General features: G+C 66.9%; 13 protein-coding genes and 4 pseudogenes. 13 read left to right on the top strand and 4 right to left on the bottom strand.

Annotated features, from left to right (window positions below):
- Positions 1 to 22: 22 nt before the first annotated feature.
- From BMG07_RS35415 to BMG07_RS35375, 9 genes and pseudogenes are all read left to right on the top strand, one after another.
- Positions 23 to 468 (top strand): annotated as a pseudogene (locus BMG07_RS35415) (alpha/beta hydrolase fold domain-containing protein).
- A 120-nt stretch (positions 469 to 588) separates the two neighbouring features.
- Complete coding sequence (locus BMG07_RS35410) at positions 589 to 1,431, top strand: AraC family transcriptional regulator (protein ID WP_198088430.1); 843 nt, start codon at positions 589 to 591, stop codon at positions 1,429 to 1,431.
- Between the two features lie 15 nt (positions 1,432 to 1,446).
- Positions 1,447 to 2,322, top strand: a complete 876-nt coding sequence (locus BMG07_RS35405) for a branched-chain amino acid ABC transporter permease (RefSeq protein WP_198088429.1) — start codon at positions 1,447 to 1,449, stop codon at positions 2,320 to 2,322.
- Positions 2,323 to 2,415: 93 nt separating this feature from the next.
- A pseudogene (locus tag BMG07_RS35400) lies at positions 2,416 to 3,491 on the top strand (branched-chain amino acid ABC transporter permease).
- A complete protein-coding gene (locus tag BMG07_RS35395; RefSeq protein WP_198088428.1) occupies positions 3,488 to 4,306 on the top strand; it encodes an ABC transporter ATP-binding protein in 819 nt (272 codons plus the stop codon). Before BMG07_RS35400 ends, BMG07_RS35395 begins: the two are co-directional and overlap by 4 nt.
- Positions 4,303 to 5,076, top strand: a complete 774-nt coding sequence (locus BMG07_RS35390; protein WP_198088427.1) for an ABC transporter ATP-binding protein — start codon at positions 4,303 to 4,305, stop codon at positions 5,074 to 5,076. Before BMG07_RS35395 ends, BMG07_RS35390 begins: the two co-directional genes overlap by 4 nt.
- 8 nt (positions 5,077 to 5,084) lie before the next feature.
- Positions 5,085 to 6,941, top strand: coding sequence for a long-chain fatty acid--CoA ligase (locus tag BMG07_RS35385; RefSeq protein ID WP_198088426.1), 1,857 nt, complete (start codon positions 5,085 to 5,087; stop codon positions 6,939 to 6,941).
- A gap of 33 nt (positions 6,942 to 6,974) precedes the next feature.
- The gene (locus BMG07_RS35380; protein ID WP_198088425.1) at positions 6,975 to 8,138 is read left to right on the top strand and encodes an ABC transporter substrate-binding protein; all 1,164 of its coding nucleotides are present in this window, start codon (positions 6,975 to 6,977) and stop codon (positions 8,136 to 8,138) included.
- Between the two features lie 38 nt (positions 8,139 to 8,176).
- Entirely contained in the window at positions 8,177 to 8,638 is a 462-nt protein-coding gene (locus tag BMG07_RS35375) for an EVE domain-containing protein (RefSeq protein ID WP_198088424.1), read from the top strand.
- Between the two features lie 10 nt (positions 8,639 to 8,648).
- Here BMG07_RS35375 and BMG07_RS35370 read toward each other — a convergent pair whose 3' ends face one another.
- Positions 8,649 to 9,302 carry a MarC family protein gene (locus BMG07_RS35370; protein ID WP_198088423.1) on the bottom strand — a complete coding sequence of 218 codons (654 nt, stop codon included), beginning with the start codon at positions 9,300 to 9,302 and terminating at the stop codon, positions 8,649 to 8,651.
- 3 nt (positions 9,303 to 9,305) lie between these two features.
- Positions 9,306 to 10,052: an SDR family oxidoreductase gene (locus BMG07_RS35365; protein ID WP_198088422.1), complete on the bottom strand. Its 747-nt coding sequence runs from the start codon at positions 10,050 to 10,052 to the stop codon at positions 9,306 to 9,308.
- A 71-nt stretch (positions 10,053 to 10,123) separates the two neighbouring features.
- Here BMG07_RS35365 and BMG07_RS35360 point away from each other — a divergent pair.
- Together BMG07_RS35360 and BMG07_RS35355 are read left to right on the top strand one after the other, a co-directional pair.
- A pseudogene (locus BMG07_RS35360) lies at positions 10,124 to 10,726 on the top strand (2-hydroxychromene-2-carboxylate isomerase).
- 42 nt (positions 10,727 to 10,768) lie between these two features.
- The gene (locus tag BMG07_RS35355; RefSeq protein WP_198088421.1) at positions 10,769 to 11,452 is read left to right on the top strand and encodes a dienelactone hydrolase family protein; all 684 of its coding nucleotides are present in this window, start codon (positions 10,769 to 10,771) and stop codon (positions 11,450 to 11,452) included.
- A gap of 43 nt (positions 11,453 to 11,495) precedes the next feature.
- Here the strand turns inward: BMG07_RS35355 and BMG07_RS35350 are convergent, their stop codons facing one another.
- Positions 11,496 to 12,416, bottom strand: coding sequence for a LysR family transcriptional regulator (locus BMG07_RS35350; protein WP_198088420.1), 921 nt, complete (start codon positions 12,414 to 12,416; stop codon positions 11,496 to 11,498).
- 127 nt (positions 12,417 to 12,543) lie between these two features.
- Between BMG07_RS35350 and BMG07_RS35345 the strand changes: the two genes are divergently transcribed.
- Entirely contained in the window at positions 12,544 to 12,870 is a 327-nt protein-coding gene (locus BMG07_RS35345) for an alpha/beta hydrolase (protein ID WP_198088419.1), read from the top strand.
- A gap of 215 nt (positions 12,871 to 13,085) precedes the next feature.
- Positions 13,086 to 13,453 (top strand): annotated as a pseudogene (locus BMG07_RS35340) (DUF4148 domain-containing protein).
- 101 nt (positions 13,454 to 13,554) lie between these two features.
- Here the strand turns inward: BMG07_RS35340 and BMG07_RS35335 are convergent.
- Positions 13,555 to 14,234 (bottom strand): magnesium transporter CorA family protein (locus BMG07_RS35335; RefSeq protein WP_198088418.1); only part of this gene is annotated, 680 nt, incomplete at its 5' end.

The following is a 14,234-nucleotide window of genomic DNA, read 5'->3' as shown; positions in this document are numbered from 1 at the left end:
CGCGGGCGGCAACCTCGCGGCCGTGGTGGCGCTGGCCGCGCGCGAGGCCGGCGACCTGCCCATCGCGTTCCAGCTGCTGATCTACCCGGCCACCGACATGCGCCGCGGCCACCCGTCGCACCAGCCAACGGACAGGGCTACCTGCTCACGCGCGACACCATGGCCTACTTCCACGACCACTACATCACCGACCCGGCGCACGACCTCGACTGGCGCGCCTCGCCGCTGCTGCACCCCGACCTGTCGAAGCTGCCGCCCGCGCTGGTGCTCACGGCCGGCTACGACCCGCTGCGCGACGAAGGCGCGGCCTATGCCGACGCGCTCACCGCCGCCGGCAACCGCGCCGTGTACGTGTGCTTCGAGCGCGAGATCCATGGCTTCGTGCCCATGGGCAAGGTGCTCGACGAGGCCAACACCGCGGTCGCGCTGTGCGCCGCCGAGTTGCGCCGCGCGTTCGCGCCGGCCTAGGGAAAGTCCCCGCGCAAATGGGCGCCGCGGGGTGCCGCGCGAGCGGCCCGCGCCGCTACGATCCAGCCAACAAAGACGCCACCCTCGCGTGGCAGTCCACCGATGCAGGAGACAAACACCATGCAGCGATCGAGGACGACGACGCCCGCGCCGACAGGGCCTGGCGGCGCCGCACGGCAGGGCGAACGCCTGATGTGGCTCACGCCGCACCGCGTGTTCTACGCCGGCCTGCTCGGCGCGGCCGCCGAGCGCACCATGGGCGGACACGGCGTGTGCGTGTCGCCCGCCGGCGCGCCGCCCAACCGCATCCGCATCGGCGGCGGGGCCTGGCAAAGCGGCGAGCTCATCGTGGTGCCGCCGCATGTGCCGCACCAGGTCGAGAGCGCGCATCCGCTGATCTTCAGCCTGCTGATCGAGTCGGAGTCGGTCGACCCCGCGCGCATGCCGGCCTTCCTGCAGCACTGCGGCCCGGTCGAGGCGCCGGCCTTCGTGCAGCGCGTGCGCCAGGCGCATGCGCACCTGCTCGCGGCCTCGGCGCGCGGCATGAACTTCGAGGGCTTCGACTTCGACGCGCTGTTCTTCGGCGAGGCGCTCGCGCCGCGCGTGCTCGACGCGCGCATCCGCAAGGTGGCCGACGCCATCAACGCCGACCCCGCCACGCCGATGTCGGCCGAAGAGTGCGCGGCCTCGGTGCACCTGTCGTTCTCGCGCTTCCTGCACCTGTTCAAGCAGGAAACCGGCATGGCCTTTCGCGCCTTCCGGGCCTGGAAGCGCGCGCGCAGCCTGCTGCGCTACGTGCGCCAGAGCAGCACGCTGACCGACATCGCGCTGGACACCGGCTACCCCGACTCGACGCACTTCAGCCACTCGATCCGCCAGGTCTACGGCCTCAAGCCCAGCGACATCGTGGCCGGTTCGCGCCGCCTCGCGCTGCACGACGCGGCCGGCGGCTTCAGGCAGTAGCGCAGGCGGGGGCGCATGCAGATCCTTCAACTCCTGCTGTCGGGCATTGCGCAAGGTTGCATCTACGGCCTCATCGCGCTGGGTTTCGTGCTGATCTACAAGGCCACCGAAACCGTGAGCTTCGCGCAGGGCGACCTGATGATGCTGGGCGCCTTCGGTGCGTTCGCGGGCATGTCGCTGTTCGGCATGCCGTTCTGGCTCGCGGCCCTCTTCGCGGTGGTGGCGATGGCGGCCTTCGGCGTGCTGCTGGAGCTGGTGGTGATCCGGCCCATCCTGGGGCAGCCGCAGTTCAGCATCGTCATGCTGACCATCGGCATCGCCTACGTGGCGCGCGGCGTCATCACCATGGTGCCGGGCATCGGCACCGAGACGCACACGCTGGCCGTGCCCTACAAGGACCAGATCTGGAAGCTCGGCGAGCTGGTGGTCAACCTGGAGCAGCTCGCGATCATCATCGCCACCGCCATCCTGTGCGGGCTGCTGTTCGCGATGTTCCGCTACAGCAAGCTCGGCATCGCGATGCAGGCCTCGTCGCAGAACCAGCTCGCGGCCTACTACATGGGCATTCCGGTGAAGCGGCTCAACGGGCTGGTGTGGGGGCTCGCGGCGGCGGTCGCGGCCATCGCCGGCATGCTGCTCGCGCCCATCACCTTCGTGCACGCGAACATGGGCTTCATCGGGCTCAAGGCCTTTCCGGCGGCGGTGGTGGGCGGCTTCGGCAGCCTGCCGGGCGCGATCGTCGGCGGGCTCGTCATCGGCATCGTCGAGTCGTTCGCGGGCTTCTACCTGCCCGATGGTTTCAAGGACACGGCGCCGTACATCGTGGTGCTGCTGATGCTCATGATCAAGCCGAACGGATTGTTCGGCGAAAAGTTGCGCAAAAAGGTCTGAAAAATGAGCCCCCACGCTCGTCACTTCGTGTACTCGCTGCCCCCCGAGGGGGCGCAGGCCCGCCTTGGGGCGGCCCGGCGCCGGGCCTGAACCATGCGCTTCATCTTCAAGACCAGCTACGACCAGGACATCCGCCTCGCGCGCCACGGCGGCCACGTGTTCTGGTACAGCATGCTCGTGCTGTTCCTCGTCGCCGCGCCGTGGGTCATCGACGAGTACTGGCTCGCGCAACTGACCTTCGTGCTGATCTACGGCATCGTCGGCCTGGGGCTGATGCTGCTGGCCGGGTTCACGGGGCAGTTCTCCATCGGCCATGCGGCGTTCCTCGGCACGGGCGCGTACACGCAAGGCGTGCTGACGAACATGGGCGTGCCGTTTCCGCTGGCGTTGATCGCGGCCGCGGCGTTGTCTGCGGCCGTGGGCGTGGTGGTCGCGCTGCCGGCGCTGCGCGTGAAGGGCATCTACCTGGCATTGCCACGCTGTCCTTCGGCTTCATCGTCGAGGAGGTGTTCGCGCGCTGGGAGAGCGTGACGGGCGGCAATGCCGGCCTGCACGTGAAGTCGCCGGAAATCTTCGGCTGGTCGCTGGGCTCGGGCGACGGCTTCTACTTTCTTTGCCTGGTGGTGGCGGTGCTGTCCACGCTCGGCATCCTGAACCTGCTGCGCTCGCCGACCGGGCGCGCCTTCGTCGCCATCCGCGATTCGGAAATTTCGGCGCAGAGCATGGGCATTCACCTGGCGCGCTACAAGACCCTGTCCTTCGCCATCTCGGCCGCGCTCGCGGGGCTCGGCGGTGCGCTGTACGCGCACAAGCTCAGCTTCATCTCGCCCGACCAGTTCAGCATCCTGCAGTCGATCGACCTGCTGCTGATGGTGGTGATCGGCGGGCTGGGCTCGGTGCACGGCGCGTTCCTGGGCGCCATCTTCCTGATCGCGATGCCGCAGCTGATCTCCATCGGCAAGGACTGGCTGCCCCCCGTCATCGGCCAGGCGCCCGGCTTGCAGGGGCTGGTGTACGGCGTGGTGCTGATCGCCTTCGTGCTGTTCGAGCCGCTGGGGCTGTACGGGCGCTGGCTCAAGGTGCGCACGTGGCTGCAGCTTTTTCCGTTCTACCGCCGGGGCCTGTTCAAGCGGCAGAAGTCGTTCACCAAGTCGGACCGGCTGAGATGAGCGGCGACATCCTTCTTTCGGCCAAGGAGCTGAGCGTGCGCTTCGGCGGCGTGCTCGCGGTCAACAAGGTGAGCTTCGACGTGCGGCGCGGCGAAGTGTTCACGCTGATCGGGCCCAACGGCGCTGGCAAGACCACGGTGTTCAACCTCATCAGCCGCATCTACACGCCGACCACCGGCGAGATCACGTGGCATGGCGAACAAGGAACACCGCTCGCGCTCACGCAGCAGGCCCCGCATGCCATCGCCGCGCTGGGCATTGCGCGTACCTTCCAGAACATCGAGCTCTTCGAGCATGCGACGGTGCTGCACAACCTGCTGATCGGCCGCCACACGCACCGGCAGACCGGCTTCTGGAGCGAGGTGTTCTTCACCCCCGCCACGCGCCGCGCCGAGATCGCCGCGCGCGAGAAGGCCGAGCAGGTGATCGAGCTGCTCGACCTGCAGCACCATCGCGACTCGATGGTGGCCGGCCTGCCTTATGGCGTGCGCAAGGTGGTGGAGCTGGCGCGCGCGCTGTGCACCGAGCCCAAGCTGCTGCTGCTCGACGAGCCTTCTTCGGGCCTCAACGTCGAGGAGACGGCCGACATGGCCTTCTGGATCCAGGACATCCAGCATGAGCTGGGCGTGTCGGTGCTGATGGTCGAGCACGACATGTCGCTCGTGTCGAAAGTGTCCGACCGCGTGCTGGCGATGAACCAGGGCGAGGTGCTGGCGACCGGTACGCCGCGGGAAGTGCAGGCCGACCCGCGCGTGATCGAGGCCTACCTCGGCACGGTGGACGACGTGAGCAGCCTGAGGAGGGTGGCGGCATGAGTGACGTCGTGCTTCAACTGCTCAACGTGGAAAGCGCCTACGGCCCCATCAAGGCCATCCGGGGCGTGAGCCTGAGAGTGCGAAAGGGCGAGATCGCCACCGTGCTCGGCTCCAACGGCGCGGGCAAGACCACCATCCTCAAGACCATCTCCGGAATCATCGACCCCCGCAAGGGCAGCATCGAATTCCAGGGCAAGGACATCACCGCCAAGGACCCGGCCTACATCGTCCAGCAGGGCCTGAGCCACGTGCCCGAGGGCCGCGAGGTGTTCCCGCTGCTCTCGGTGAAAGACAACCTGCTGATGGGCGCCTACACCCGCAAGGACCGCGACGGCGTGGCGCGCGACATCGAGACCGTCTACACCTACTTTCCCATTCTTCGAGAGCGTGCCACGCAGGACGCCGGCCTGCTCTCGGGCGGCCAGCAGCAGATGCTCGCCATCTCGCGCGCCATCATGGCCGCGCCGCACCTCATTCTTCTGGACGAGCCCAGCCTCGGCCTGAGCCCCAAGCTGACCAAGGAAATATTCGAGATCGTCGTGCGCATCAACCGCGAGCGCGGCACCACCATCCTGCTGGTCGAGCAGAACGCCAACATGGCGCTCAACGCCGCCGACCACGGCTACGTGCTCGAAAACGGCCGCATCGTCATGGAAGATTCCTGCGAACGCCTGAGGGAAAAGGAAGACATCAAGGAGTTCTACCTCGGCGTGAAAGACGACGGCGTGCGCGGCGAGCGGCGCTGGAAAAAGAAGAAGACCTGGAGGTAGCCATCGCCATGCAAGGACTCTGGGACCTCAACACCTTCGCGCCCCGGCTCGACGTCGTCGTGCCCGGCGACACCATTCCCGCCATGTTCTGGAATGCCGTGAAGCAGCGCGGCGACAACATCTGGATGCGGCAGAAAGAGCTCGGCATCTGGCGCACCTGGAGCTGGCACCAGACCGCCGACGCCGTGCGCGAAATCGCGGCGGGCCTGCAGGCCATCGGCTTCGCGCCGGGCGAGTGCGCGTCCATTCTGTCCAACACCGTCATCGAATGGGTGCTCGCCGATCTTGCCGTGCTCAGTTGCGGCGGCGTGTCCAACGGCATCTACCCGACCGACGCGGCCTCGCAGGTGCACTACCTGTGCGAAGACTCGCGCACCACCGTGCTCTTCGTGGAAGACGACGAGCAACTCGACAAGGCGCTCGAAGTGCGCGCGGGCCTTCCGGGCCTGCGCTGCATCGTCGTGTTCGACATGGAAGGCCTGCGCGACCTCGACGACGCGGCCGTGATGAGCCTGGACGCGCTGCGCGCCCTCGGGCGCCAGAACCTGGCCGCCGACCCGCAGGCGGTGGAGCGCAGCGTGGCCGCATGCCGGCCCGAAGACCTCGCGATCCTGGTCTACACGTCGGGCACCACCGGCAAGCCCAAGGGCGCGATGCACAGCCACGCGGGGCTGGTGTACACCGCGCGCGGCTACAACACGCTCATCGCGCAGGACGACAAGGACGAGCGCATGTGCTTCCTGCCGCTGTGCCACATCGCCGAGCGCATGGGCGGCGAGTACTTCGCGATGTACACCGGCTCGATCCTCAACTTCGTCGAGAACCCCGAGACGGTGCCCGAGAACGTGCGCGAGATCGCGCCCACCGTGTTCACCGCCGTGCCGCGCGTGTGGGAGAAGTTCTATTCGGGCGTGATGATCGCGCTGAAGGAGGCAAGCCCGCTGCAGCAGGCCACCTACAAGTGGAGCATCGGCGTGGGCGAGGACATCGCCAACCGCGTGTTGGCGGGCGAGCCGGTCGGCGCGGCGCTGAAGCTCAAGTTCAGGCTGGCGCGCGTGCTGGCGCTGGACAACGCGCGCAAGCTCATTGGCATCCACCGCTCGCGCTTCCTGGTGACGGGCGCGGCGCCCATTTCGCCCGAGCTGGTCAAGTGGTACCTGGCGCTGGGCGTGCCCATGCTGGAGGTGTGGGGCATGACCGAGTCGTGCGGCGCCTCGACGGCCGTGCCGGCCACGCGCATCAAGCCCGGTTCCATCGGCCCGGCCACCGGCTACAACGAGGTGCGCATCGACGACGCCACGGGCGAGATCCTGGTGCGCGGCCCCAATGTCTTCATGGGCTACCTCAACCTGCCCGAGAAAACGGCCGAGACCATCGACGCCGACGGCTGGCTGCACACGGGCGACGTGGGCGTGATGGACGAGGACGGGTATTTCCGCATCACCGACCGGATGAAAGACATCATCATCACGGCAGGTGGCAAGAACGTCACGCCGAGCGAGCTGGAGAACGAACTCAAGTTCAGCCTCTACATCACCGATGCCGTGGTGATCGGCGACAAGAAACCCTACCTCACGGTCATCGTGATGATCGACCAGGAGAACGTCGAGAAGTTTGCGCAGGACAACGACGTGCCGTTCAGCAACTACGAGAGCCTGACGCGCACGCAGGAAGTGCAGGACCTGATCCAGGGCGAGATCGACCGCGTCAACGCCCGGTTCGCGCGGGTCGAGCAGATCAAGAAGTTCTTCCTGCTCGAGACGCAGCTGAGCGCCGAGGACGAAGAGCTCACGCCGACGATGAAGCTCAAGCGCAAGCTGGTGCAGACCAAGTACGCCGAGCGCATAGAAGCGATGTACCGCTGATCCGTTTTTTCGTCAACCCGAGGAGACAACCGCATGAAGCTCAAGACACTGACGACGCTGGCCGTGCTGGGACTGATCGCGACGCTTGCGTCCGCGCAGCAGCAAGGGGTGAGCAAGGACGAGATCCGCATCGGCACCATCCAGGACCTGTCGGGCCCGCTCGCGGGCTTCGGCAAGCAGGCGCGCAACGGCATGCAGCTGCGCGTGGACGAACTCAACGAGCAGGGCAACATCAACGGCCGCAAGCTCAAGCTCTTCGTCGAGGACTCGGGCTACGACCCGAAGAAGGCGGTGCTGGCCGCGCAGAAGCTGGTGAACCAGGAAAAGATCTTCATCATGGCCGGCCACATCGGCACGGCGCAGAACATGGCGGCCATGCCGGTGCAGTTCGAGAAGAACGTCATCAACTACATGCCGATCACGGCGGCGCGCGAAATGTACGAGCCGCTGAACCGGCTGAAGTATTCGTTCGCGGCCACCTACTACGACCAGATCCGCCTGGCGCTGCCGAAGATGATCAAGGACAAGGGCGCCAAGAAGGTCTGCACGATCTACCAGGACGACGAGTTCGGGCTCGAGGTGCAGCGCGGCGCCGAGGCGGGGCTGAAGGCGGCGGGCATGGAACTGGCCGAGAAGACCTCGTTCAAGCGCGGCGCCACCGACTTCAGTTCGCAGGTCGCGAAGATGAAGGCCGCCAACTGCGACCTCGTGGTGCTCGGCACCATCATCCGCGAGACCATCGGCACGGTGGGCGAGGCGCGCAAGACCGGCTTCAACCCGACCTTCCTGGGCTCGAGCGCGGCCTACACCGACCTGATCCACAAGCTCGGCGGCAAGGCGATGGACGGCGTGTACGCCACCATGACCGTGCAGAACCCCTACACCGACGAGCAGTCGCAGCCGCTGCGCTTCTGGGCCAACAAGTACAAGACCAAGTTCAACGAAGACCCGACGGTGTTCTCGGTGTACGGCTACGTGATCATCGACTCGTTCATCAAGGCGGCGCAGAAGGCGGGCCCGAACCTCACGACCGACAGCTTCATCAAGGCGATGGACGGCATCACCTTCGAGCCCGACATGTTCGGCAGCCCGAAGAGCACCTACACCGCGACCAAGCGTCTGGGCAACGACCAGTCGCGCCTGTCGCAGATCAAGGACGGCAAGTGGGTGGTGGTATCGGACTATGTGACACCGTAGGCCTTATATTTGCGCCGAACTTTCGTGACGCGCCCGCCATGCCCAACTACTGGTTGATGAAATCCGAGCCCGACGAGGTCTCGATCGACGATGCGCTCGCCGCGCCCGACGCCACCGTGGCGTGGACCGGCGTGCGCAACTATCAGGCACGCAACTTCATGCGCGACGGCATGAAGGTCGGCGACGGCGTGCTGTTCTATCACTCGAGCTGCCCGGAGCCGGGCATTGCCGGCATCGCGCGCGTGGCCTCGGGCGTGAAGACCGACCCGACGCAGTTCGATGCCAAGTCGCCGTACTACGACGCGAAGTCGAAGCAGGACGACCCGCGCTGGCTGCTGGTGGATGTGCAGGCGCTGCGCAAGACGCGGCTGCTGGCGCTGCCCGAGCTGCGCGACAGGCCCGAGCTGGCCGAACTGGTGGTGCTGCGCAAGGGCAACCGGCTGTCGATCACGCCGGTCGAGCCCGCGCACTGGCGGATCATCGAGAAGATGCTGGCCTGAGCCGGCGGCTTCAGCTGAGCTTGTTGAGAATCGGGAACAGCTTGCCGAGCCCGTCGGCCATCACCTCGACCGCGAGCGCCGCGAGGATCAGGCCCATCAGCCGCGTCATGATGTTGATGCCGGTCTTGCCCAGCACGCGCGCGATCGGCTGCGCGAGCGAGAAGGCCAGCGCCGTGGCCAGCGCCACCACCACGCCGTAGCCCACCAGGATCCCGAGCTCCCACACGTGCTGCGCCTTGTCGGCGTAGATCACCACCGTTGAAATGGCGGCCGGCCCGGTAAGCAGCGGAATCGTGAGCGGCACCACGGCGATCGACGCGCCCATCGACGCCTTGACCTCGGTGGCGCGCAGTTCCTCGACGTTGGTCTTGCTCTCGGCCGGCTTGGCGTTGAGCATCGACAGCGAACTCATGAGCAGCAGCAGCCCGCCGCCGACCTGGAAGCTCGCGATCGAGATGCCGAAGAACGACAGCAGCTGCAGCCCGATGAGCGCGCTCACGGCAATGACCACGAAGGCGCTGAAGGCCGACATGCGCACCGTGTGCCGGCGCTGCGCGTCGGTGTAGCCCTGCGTGTAGTGGATGAAGAAAGGCACGATGGCCAGCGGGTTGACGATGGCCACCAGCGTGACCAGCGGCTTGATCAGGTCCATCGACGTGCTCATGGCTCAGCGCCCTCCGGAAATGTCCAGCAAGGCCATGGTGGTGTAGCTGGCCTCGGCCGAGAGCAGCCAGACGATGGCGCCCGCGATTTCGTCGGCGGTGCCGGCGCGGCGCATGGGAATCTGCGGGCCGAGCGCGGCGGCGCGGTCGGGCAGGCCACCGGAGGCGTGGATGTCGGTGTCGATCACGCCGGGGCGCACCGCGTTCACGCGGATGCCTTCGCCCGCCACTTCCTTGGCCAGGCCCAGCGTGAAGGTGTCGATGGCGCCCTTGCTGGCGGCGTAGTCGACGTACTGGCCCGGCGAGCCCAGCCGCGAGGCGGCGCTGGAAACGTTGACGATGGCGCCGCCCGTGCCGCCGTGTCGGGTGCTCATGCGGCGCACGGCTTCGCGCGCACAGAGAAAGCTGCCGATCACGTTGACGCGGAACATGCGCTCCAGCCGGGCCGCGCTCATTTCGTCGACGCGCGCCGTCACGTCGACGATGCCGGCGCTGTTGACCAGCGCGGTGAGGCGGCCGAGCTTGGCGTCGACCTTCTCGAACATCGCCATCACCTGGGCTTCGTCGCCCACGTCGGCCTGCACCGCCATGGCCGTGCCGCCGCCCGCGCGAATGGCGCGCACCACCTCGTCGGCGGCCAGCGAGTTGCTGGCGTAGTTGACGGCGACGGCGTAGCCGCGCCTGGCGGCGAGCAGGGCGGTGGCGGCGCCGATGCCGCGTCCGCCGCCCGTGATCAAGAGCACCTGGTCCAAAACCTACCTCCTGCAGAGAAACTGCGTGTCAGTTAAAACCGTTGGCTGATTACATCATCGGGGGCACGCGAATGAGCACCAGCAAGACGATCGACTACTACTTCCGCCCCAGAGCCCGTGGACGTATCTGGGGCATACCCGCTTTGCCGCGATCGCCAAGGCGCCGGTGCCACGGTGCGCGTGCGACCGATCGACATGGGCAGCGTGTTCCCGGTGTCGGGCGGGCTGCCGCTGGGCAAGCGCGCGCCGCAGCGCCAGGCCTACCGGCTGGTCGACCTGGCGCGCTTCTCGCGTTACCTCGGGCTGCCGCTGAACCCGAAGCCGAAGTTCTTTCCGGTGGCGGGCGACGACGCGGCGCGGCTGATCATCGCGACTGACTTGCACGACGGCACCGACGCCGCCATGCGCATGTGCGCGGCGGTGTTCGAAGCGGTGTGGGTGCAGGAGCGGAACATCGGCGACCCGAACGTGCTCGAAGCGCTGGTCACGGAATGCGGCCTGCCGGCCAAGCGCGCCGAGCAGTCGCAGAGCCAGGCGGTGCAGGAGCGCTACGAGGCCTACACGCAGGAGGCCATCGACATCCAGGTGTTCGGCGCGCGAGCTACGTGATCGACGGCGAAATCTTCTGGGGGCAGGACCGGCTCGACTTCGTCGAGCGGGCGCTGCGCCCGTAACCCCGGCATTCATCTCTATTTGCCATTCAGGAGCAAGACAACATGGGTCAATTCATCGATCTCACCGCCAAGGACGGCTTCACCTTCCCCGCCTACGTGGCGGAGCCCGCTGGCAAGCCGCGCGGCGCGGTGGTCGTGGTGCAGGAAATCTTCGGCGTGAACTCGCACATCCGCTCGGTGGCCGACGGCTATGCGGCCGAGGGCTACCTGGCCGTGGCACCGGCCACGTTCGAGCGCGTCAAGCCCGGTATCGAGCTGGGCTATTCGGACGACGACATGAAGACCGGCTTCGGCTTCAAGACCGCGGTCGAGGCGCTGCCCGCGCCCGGCGTGCTGCAGGACATCGAGGCGGCCGTTGCCTACGCGTCGAAGGCCGGCAAGGTCGGCATCGTGGGCTACTGCTGGGGCGGCCTGCTGGTGTGGCGCGCGGCTGCGCTGCTGCCGGGCCTGGCGGCGGCGGCGCCTTACTACGGCGGCGGCATGACCTCGCCGGAAGAAACGGCGCGCAGCCCCAAGGTGCCGGTGCTCGCGCACTTCGGCAACCAGGACCACTGGATTCCGCTGGACACCATCGAATCGTTCAAGAAGGCGCACCCCGAAGTGGAAGTGCACGTGTACCCGGTGGGCCACGGCTTCAATTGCGACCAGCGCGGCTCGTACGACGCCGACGCGGCCAAGCTGGCGCGCGAACGCACGCTGGCGTTCTTCGCCAAGCACGTCGGCTGAACGAGTCGAGCACCTCAATGAAAAACCCGGCAATGCCGGGTTTTTATTTGCTGCTGTTGCTGCTCTTGCGCGCCGTGCTGCCGGCGCCCACGCGGGTCTGCAGGAAGTCGAGCAGCGCGCGCAGCGCGGCGCTGTTGTGGCGCCGCTGCAGGTAGGCGGCCGACAGCCACATGTCCTTGCGCGCATAGTCCTGCAGCACCGGCACCAACTCGCCTTGGTCGAGGTGCGACTGCACCAGGATCGACGGCAGGTAGATCACGCCGAAGCCGTGCATGGCCACGCGGATCAGCGGCGCGGCTTCGGTGCAGTCCATGCGGCTTTTCACGTGCACGTCCAGCGGCGTGCCGTTGTCGTCGAAGCGCCAGGCCGGCTGCTGGCCGAGCGACGAAAAGGTCAGGGCTTCGTGGCCCGCCAGGTCGCGCGGATGCTCGGGCTTGCCGTGCTTCTTCCAGTAGACGGGCGACGCGCAGACCACCATGTTCATGAGCCGCAGCTTGCGCACGATGAGGTTGGCGTCTTCGACGGGGCCGCTGCGCAGCTCGACGTCGATGCCTTCCTCGGCCAGGTCGACGGTGCGGTTGGTCAGCTGCAGGCTGATCGTCACGTCGGGGTAGTAGCGCATGAAGTCGGCCAGCAGGTTCGGAAACTCGCCGCTGCCCATGCCGTGCGGCGCCGAGATGCGCAGCCGCCCGCTGGGCTGGCTGGCGCGGTCCTGCAGCTCCGACTGCGTGAGCTCGACCATTTCGAGCATGGGCGTGCTGCGGTCGAGCAGCAACTGGCCGGCGTCGGTGAGGCTGACCGAGCGCGTGGAGCGGTTGAGAAGGCGCACGCCGAAGCGGGTTTCCAGCTCGGCCACATACTTGCTGACGGTCGCCTTCGACATGTCGAGCCTCTTGGCTGCCTGGGAAAAGCTGCCATGCGAGGCGACTTCCCGGAAGGTTCTGATCAGATCGAGACTGTCCATGTGAATGAGCCCATTGTTTCCGTTTTGGGAACGCGATGGTTCGATTCTCACGGGTTTTTCCTAACCGGATTGGGCGACACTTCGGTTACACGCCGCCGTTTTACAGAGTTTCACGGAAGGAACCGACATGAAGACCCCGAACATCCTCGCCGCCGCAGCCCTGTCGATGCTGGCCGCCGCTGGCGCGCAGGCCCAGGGTTTCGCGCCGGTGCAGCCGCTCCAGGCCCAGACCAACCGGGCGGATATCGTGGCCGGCGCCGATACCGCGGCGCGCGGCGGCAATGTGTACGGCGATGTCGTGGCGGCGCCGCTGACCTCGCGGCCCAGCGTGCGCGACCGGGCCTCGGTGCGCGCCGAGGCGGTGGCCGCGGCCCATGCACCGAACCAGAATCTGGACCGCCGCGCCTTCGTCAACAGCGAAGTGCCGGCGCAGCGCGGGACCGGGCGCCCCTAGGTTCCGGGCGTTCTTCATCGCGGGCCGGGCCGGTGCGAATCGGCCCGGCTTTTTACTTGCATGCCTTCATGACGCGATTGTTTCAATAGAGGAAACACCGTGTCTCTGATCGGCGCGTTTCGGCGATGCAATTCGCCCCGAAACTCGCCGCACAGGCAAGCGAACATGCAAGCCTGGTGGACAAACCATCCAACGAATACCCAGGAGAAATGAATATGAAGACCTCGCAAATCCTCGCCGCTGCCGCCCTGACCCTGTTCGCCGCCGTTGGCGCGCAAGCAGAAACCTACCAAGCGTGAACACCGCCGTCTCGACCAAGAGCCGCGACGAAGTGAACGCCGAAGCCGTGCGCACCGCATCGGCTCCGAACCAGAACGTGACCCGCGGTTCGCGCGGCCCGGAAACCGTCGCCGTGTCGAAGGACCGTTCGATCGTTGAAGCCGAAGCCGTCCGTACCGCCTACGCTCCCAACCAGAACGTGACCGCCGGTTCGCGCGTGAACAGCAAGGTGATCTCGAACATGCAACACCCGATGGACGTGAACGTCCAGGCTCAGCAAGGTTCGGGCGCCGTCGCCAAGTAAATAGTCGACGCCGCCCTTCGGGGCGGTTTCGATGCAAAGAAAAAGGGCCACGCGAAAGCGTGGCCCTTTTTCTTTGGGGGAAACGTGACGGGGCGGCCAGGTCAGCGGGTGCGGGCGAGGTAGCGCTTGCGCCAGAAAATCAGCACCAGCAGCACCGCGATGACCAGCATCGACGTCATCGCGATCCAGAAGCCGTCGGCCTTGTGTACCAGCGGAATGAACTCGAAGTTCATGCCGAAGATGCCCGCGATCAGGTTCAGCGGCAGGAACACGGCGGTCAGCACCGTCAGCACCCGCATGATGTCGTTGGCCCGGTGGCCCTGCACGCTGAAATGCATCTGCACGGCGGTTTCGGCGTTCTGCTCCAGCCGGTGCACGTGGTGCACCACGCGCTCGATGTGCTCGAGCACGTCGCGGCTGCGGATCATGATGAGTTCACGCTCGCGCTGCTCCGTCTCGCCCTTGGGCACGGGCAGCGTTTCGAGCGAGTCGATCCAGTCCTGCATGGCCGCGCGCTGGTCTTCGCAGATCTCGTCCAGGTGGTGCAGCGACTGGCGCGCCTCCATCAGCGCGCCCCAGTTGGTGAAGCGGCTGCGCGGGTCGATCAGCTCGGTCTGCCAGTGGTCGAGCTGCTTGGTGAGCTCGCGCCGCAGGTCGAGATAGCCGTCGACGATCTGGTTGATCACGCGCAGCATCAGGTCGGACGGGCTGGCCGGCAGCCGGGCCGAGGTGGCGCGCACGTCGAGCGCCGGGGCGCCGCGGTCGTCAGGCGAGGCGGCGG

Origin of the sequence: Variovorax sp. E3 (genome assembly GCF_016082275.1) — a bacterium.
Lineage (GTDB): Bacteria > Pseudomonadota > Gammaproteobacteria > Burkholderiales > Burkholderiaceae_C > Variovorax.
The sequence above is the reverse complement of the archived record's forward strand: the minus strand, read 5'-3'. Positions and strand labels throughout refer to the sequence as shown.

Bases quoted from the DNA above. Each gene is read 5' to 3' on its own strand.
- BMG07_RS35375 (WP_198088424.1), top strand. From the start codon at position 8,177: ATGCCCAACTACTGGTTGATGAAATCCGAGCCCGACGAGGTCTCGATC.
- BMG07_RS35405 (WP_198088429.1), top strand. From the start codon at position 1,447: ATGCAGATCCTTCAACTCCTGCTGTCGGGCATTGCGCAAGGTTGCATC.
- BMG07_RS35345 (WP_198088419.1), top strand. From the start codon at position 12,544: ATGAAGACCCCGAACATCCTCGCCGCCGCAGCCCTGTCGATGCTGGCC.
- BMG07_RS35350 (WP_198088420.1), bottom strand. From the start codon at position 12,416: ATGGACAGTCTCGATCTGATCAGAACCTTCCGGGAAGTCGCCTCGCAT.
- BMG07_RS35380 (WP_198088425.1), top strand. From the start codon at position 6,975: ATGAAGCTCAAGACACTGACGACGCTGGCCGTGCTGGGACTGATCGCG.
- BMG07_RS35390 (WP_198088427.1), top strand. From the start codon at position 4,303: ATGAGTGACGTCGTGCTTCAACTGCTCAACGTGGAAAGCGCCTACGGC.
- BMG07_RS35395 (WP_198088428.1), top strand. From the start codon at position 3,488: ATGAGCGGCGACATCCTTCTTTCGGCCAAGGAGCTGAGCGTGCGCTTC.
- BMG07_RS35410 (WP_198088430.1), top strand. From the start codon at position 589: ATGCAGCGATCGAGGACGACGACGCCCGCGCCGACAGGGCCTGGCGGC.
- BMG07_RS35370 (WP_198088423.1), bottom strand. From the start codon at position 9,302: ATGAGCACGTCGATGGACCTGATCAAGCCGCTGGTCACGCTGGTGGCC.
- BMG07_RS35385 (WP_198088426.1), top strand. From the start codon at position 5,085: ATGCAAGGACTCTGGGACCTCAACACCTTCGCGCCCCGGCTCGACGTC.
- BMG07_RS35355 (WP_198088421.1), top strand. From the start codon at position 10,769: ATGGGTCAATTCATCGATCTCACCGCCAAGGACGGCTTCACCTTCCCC.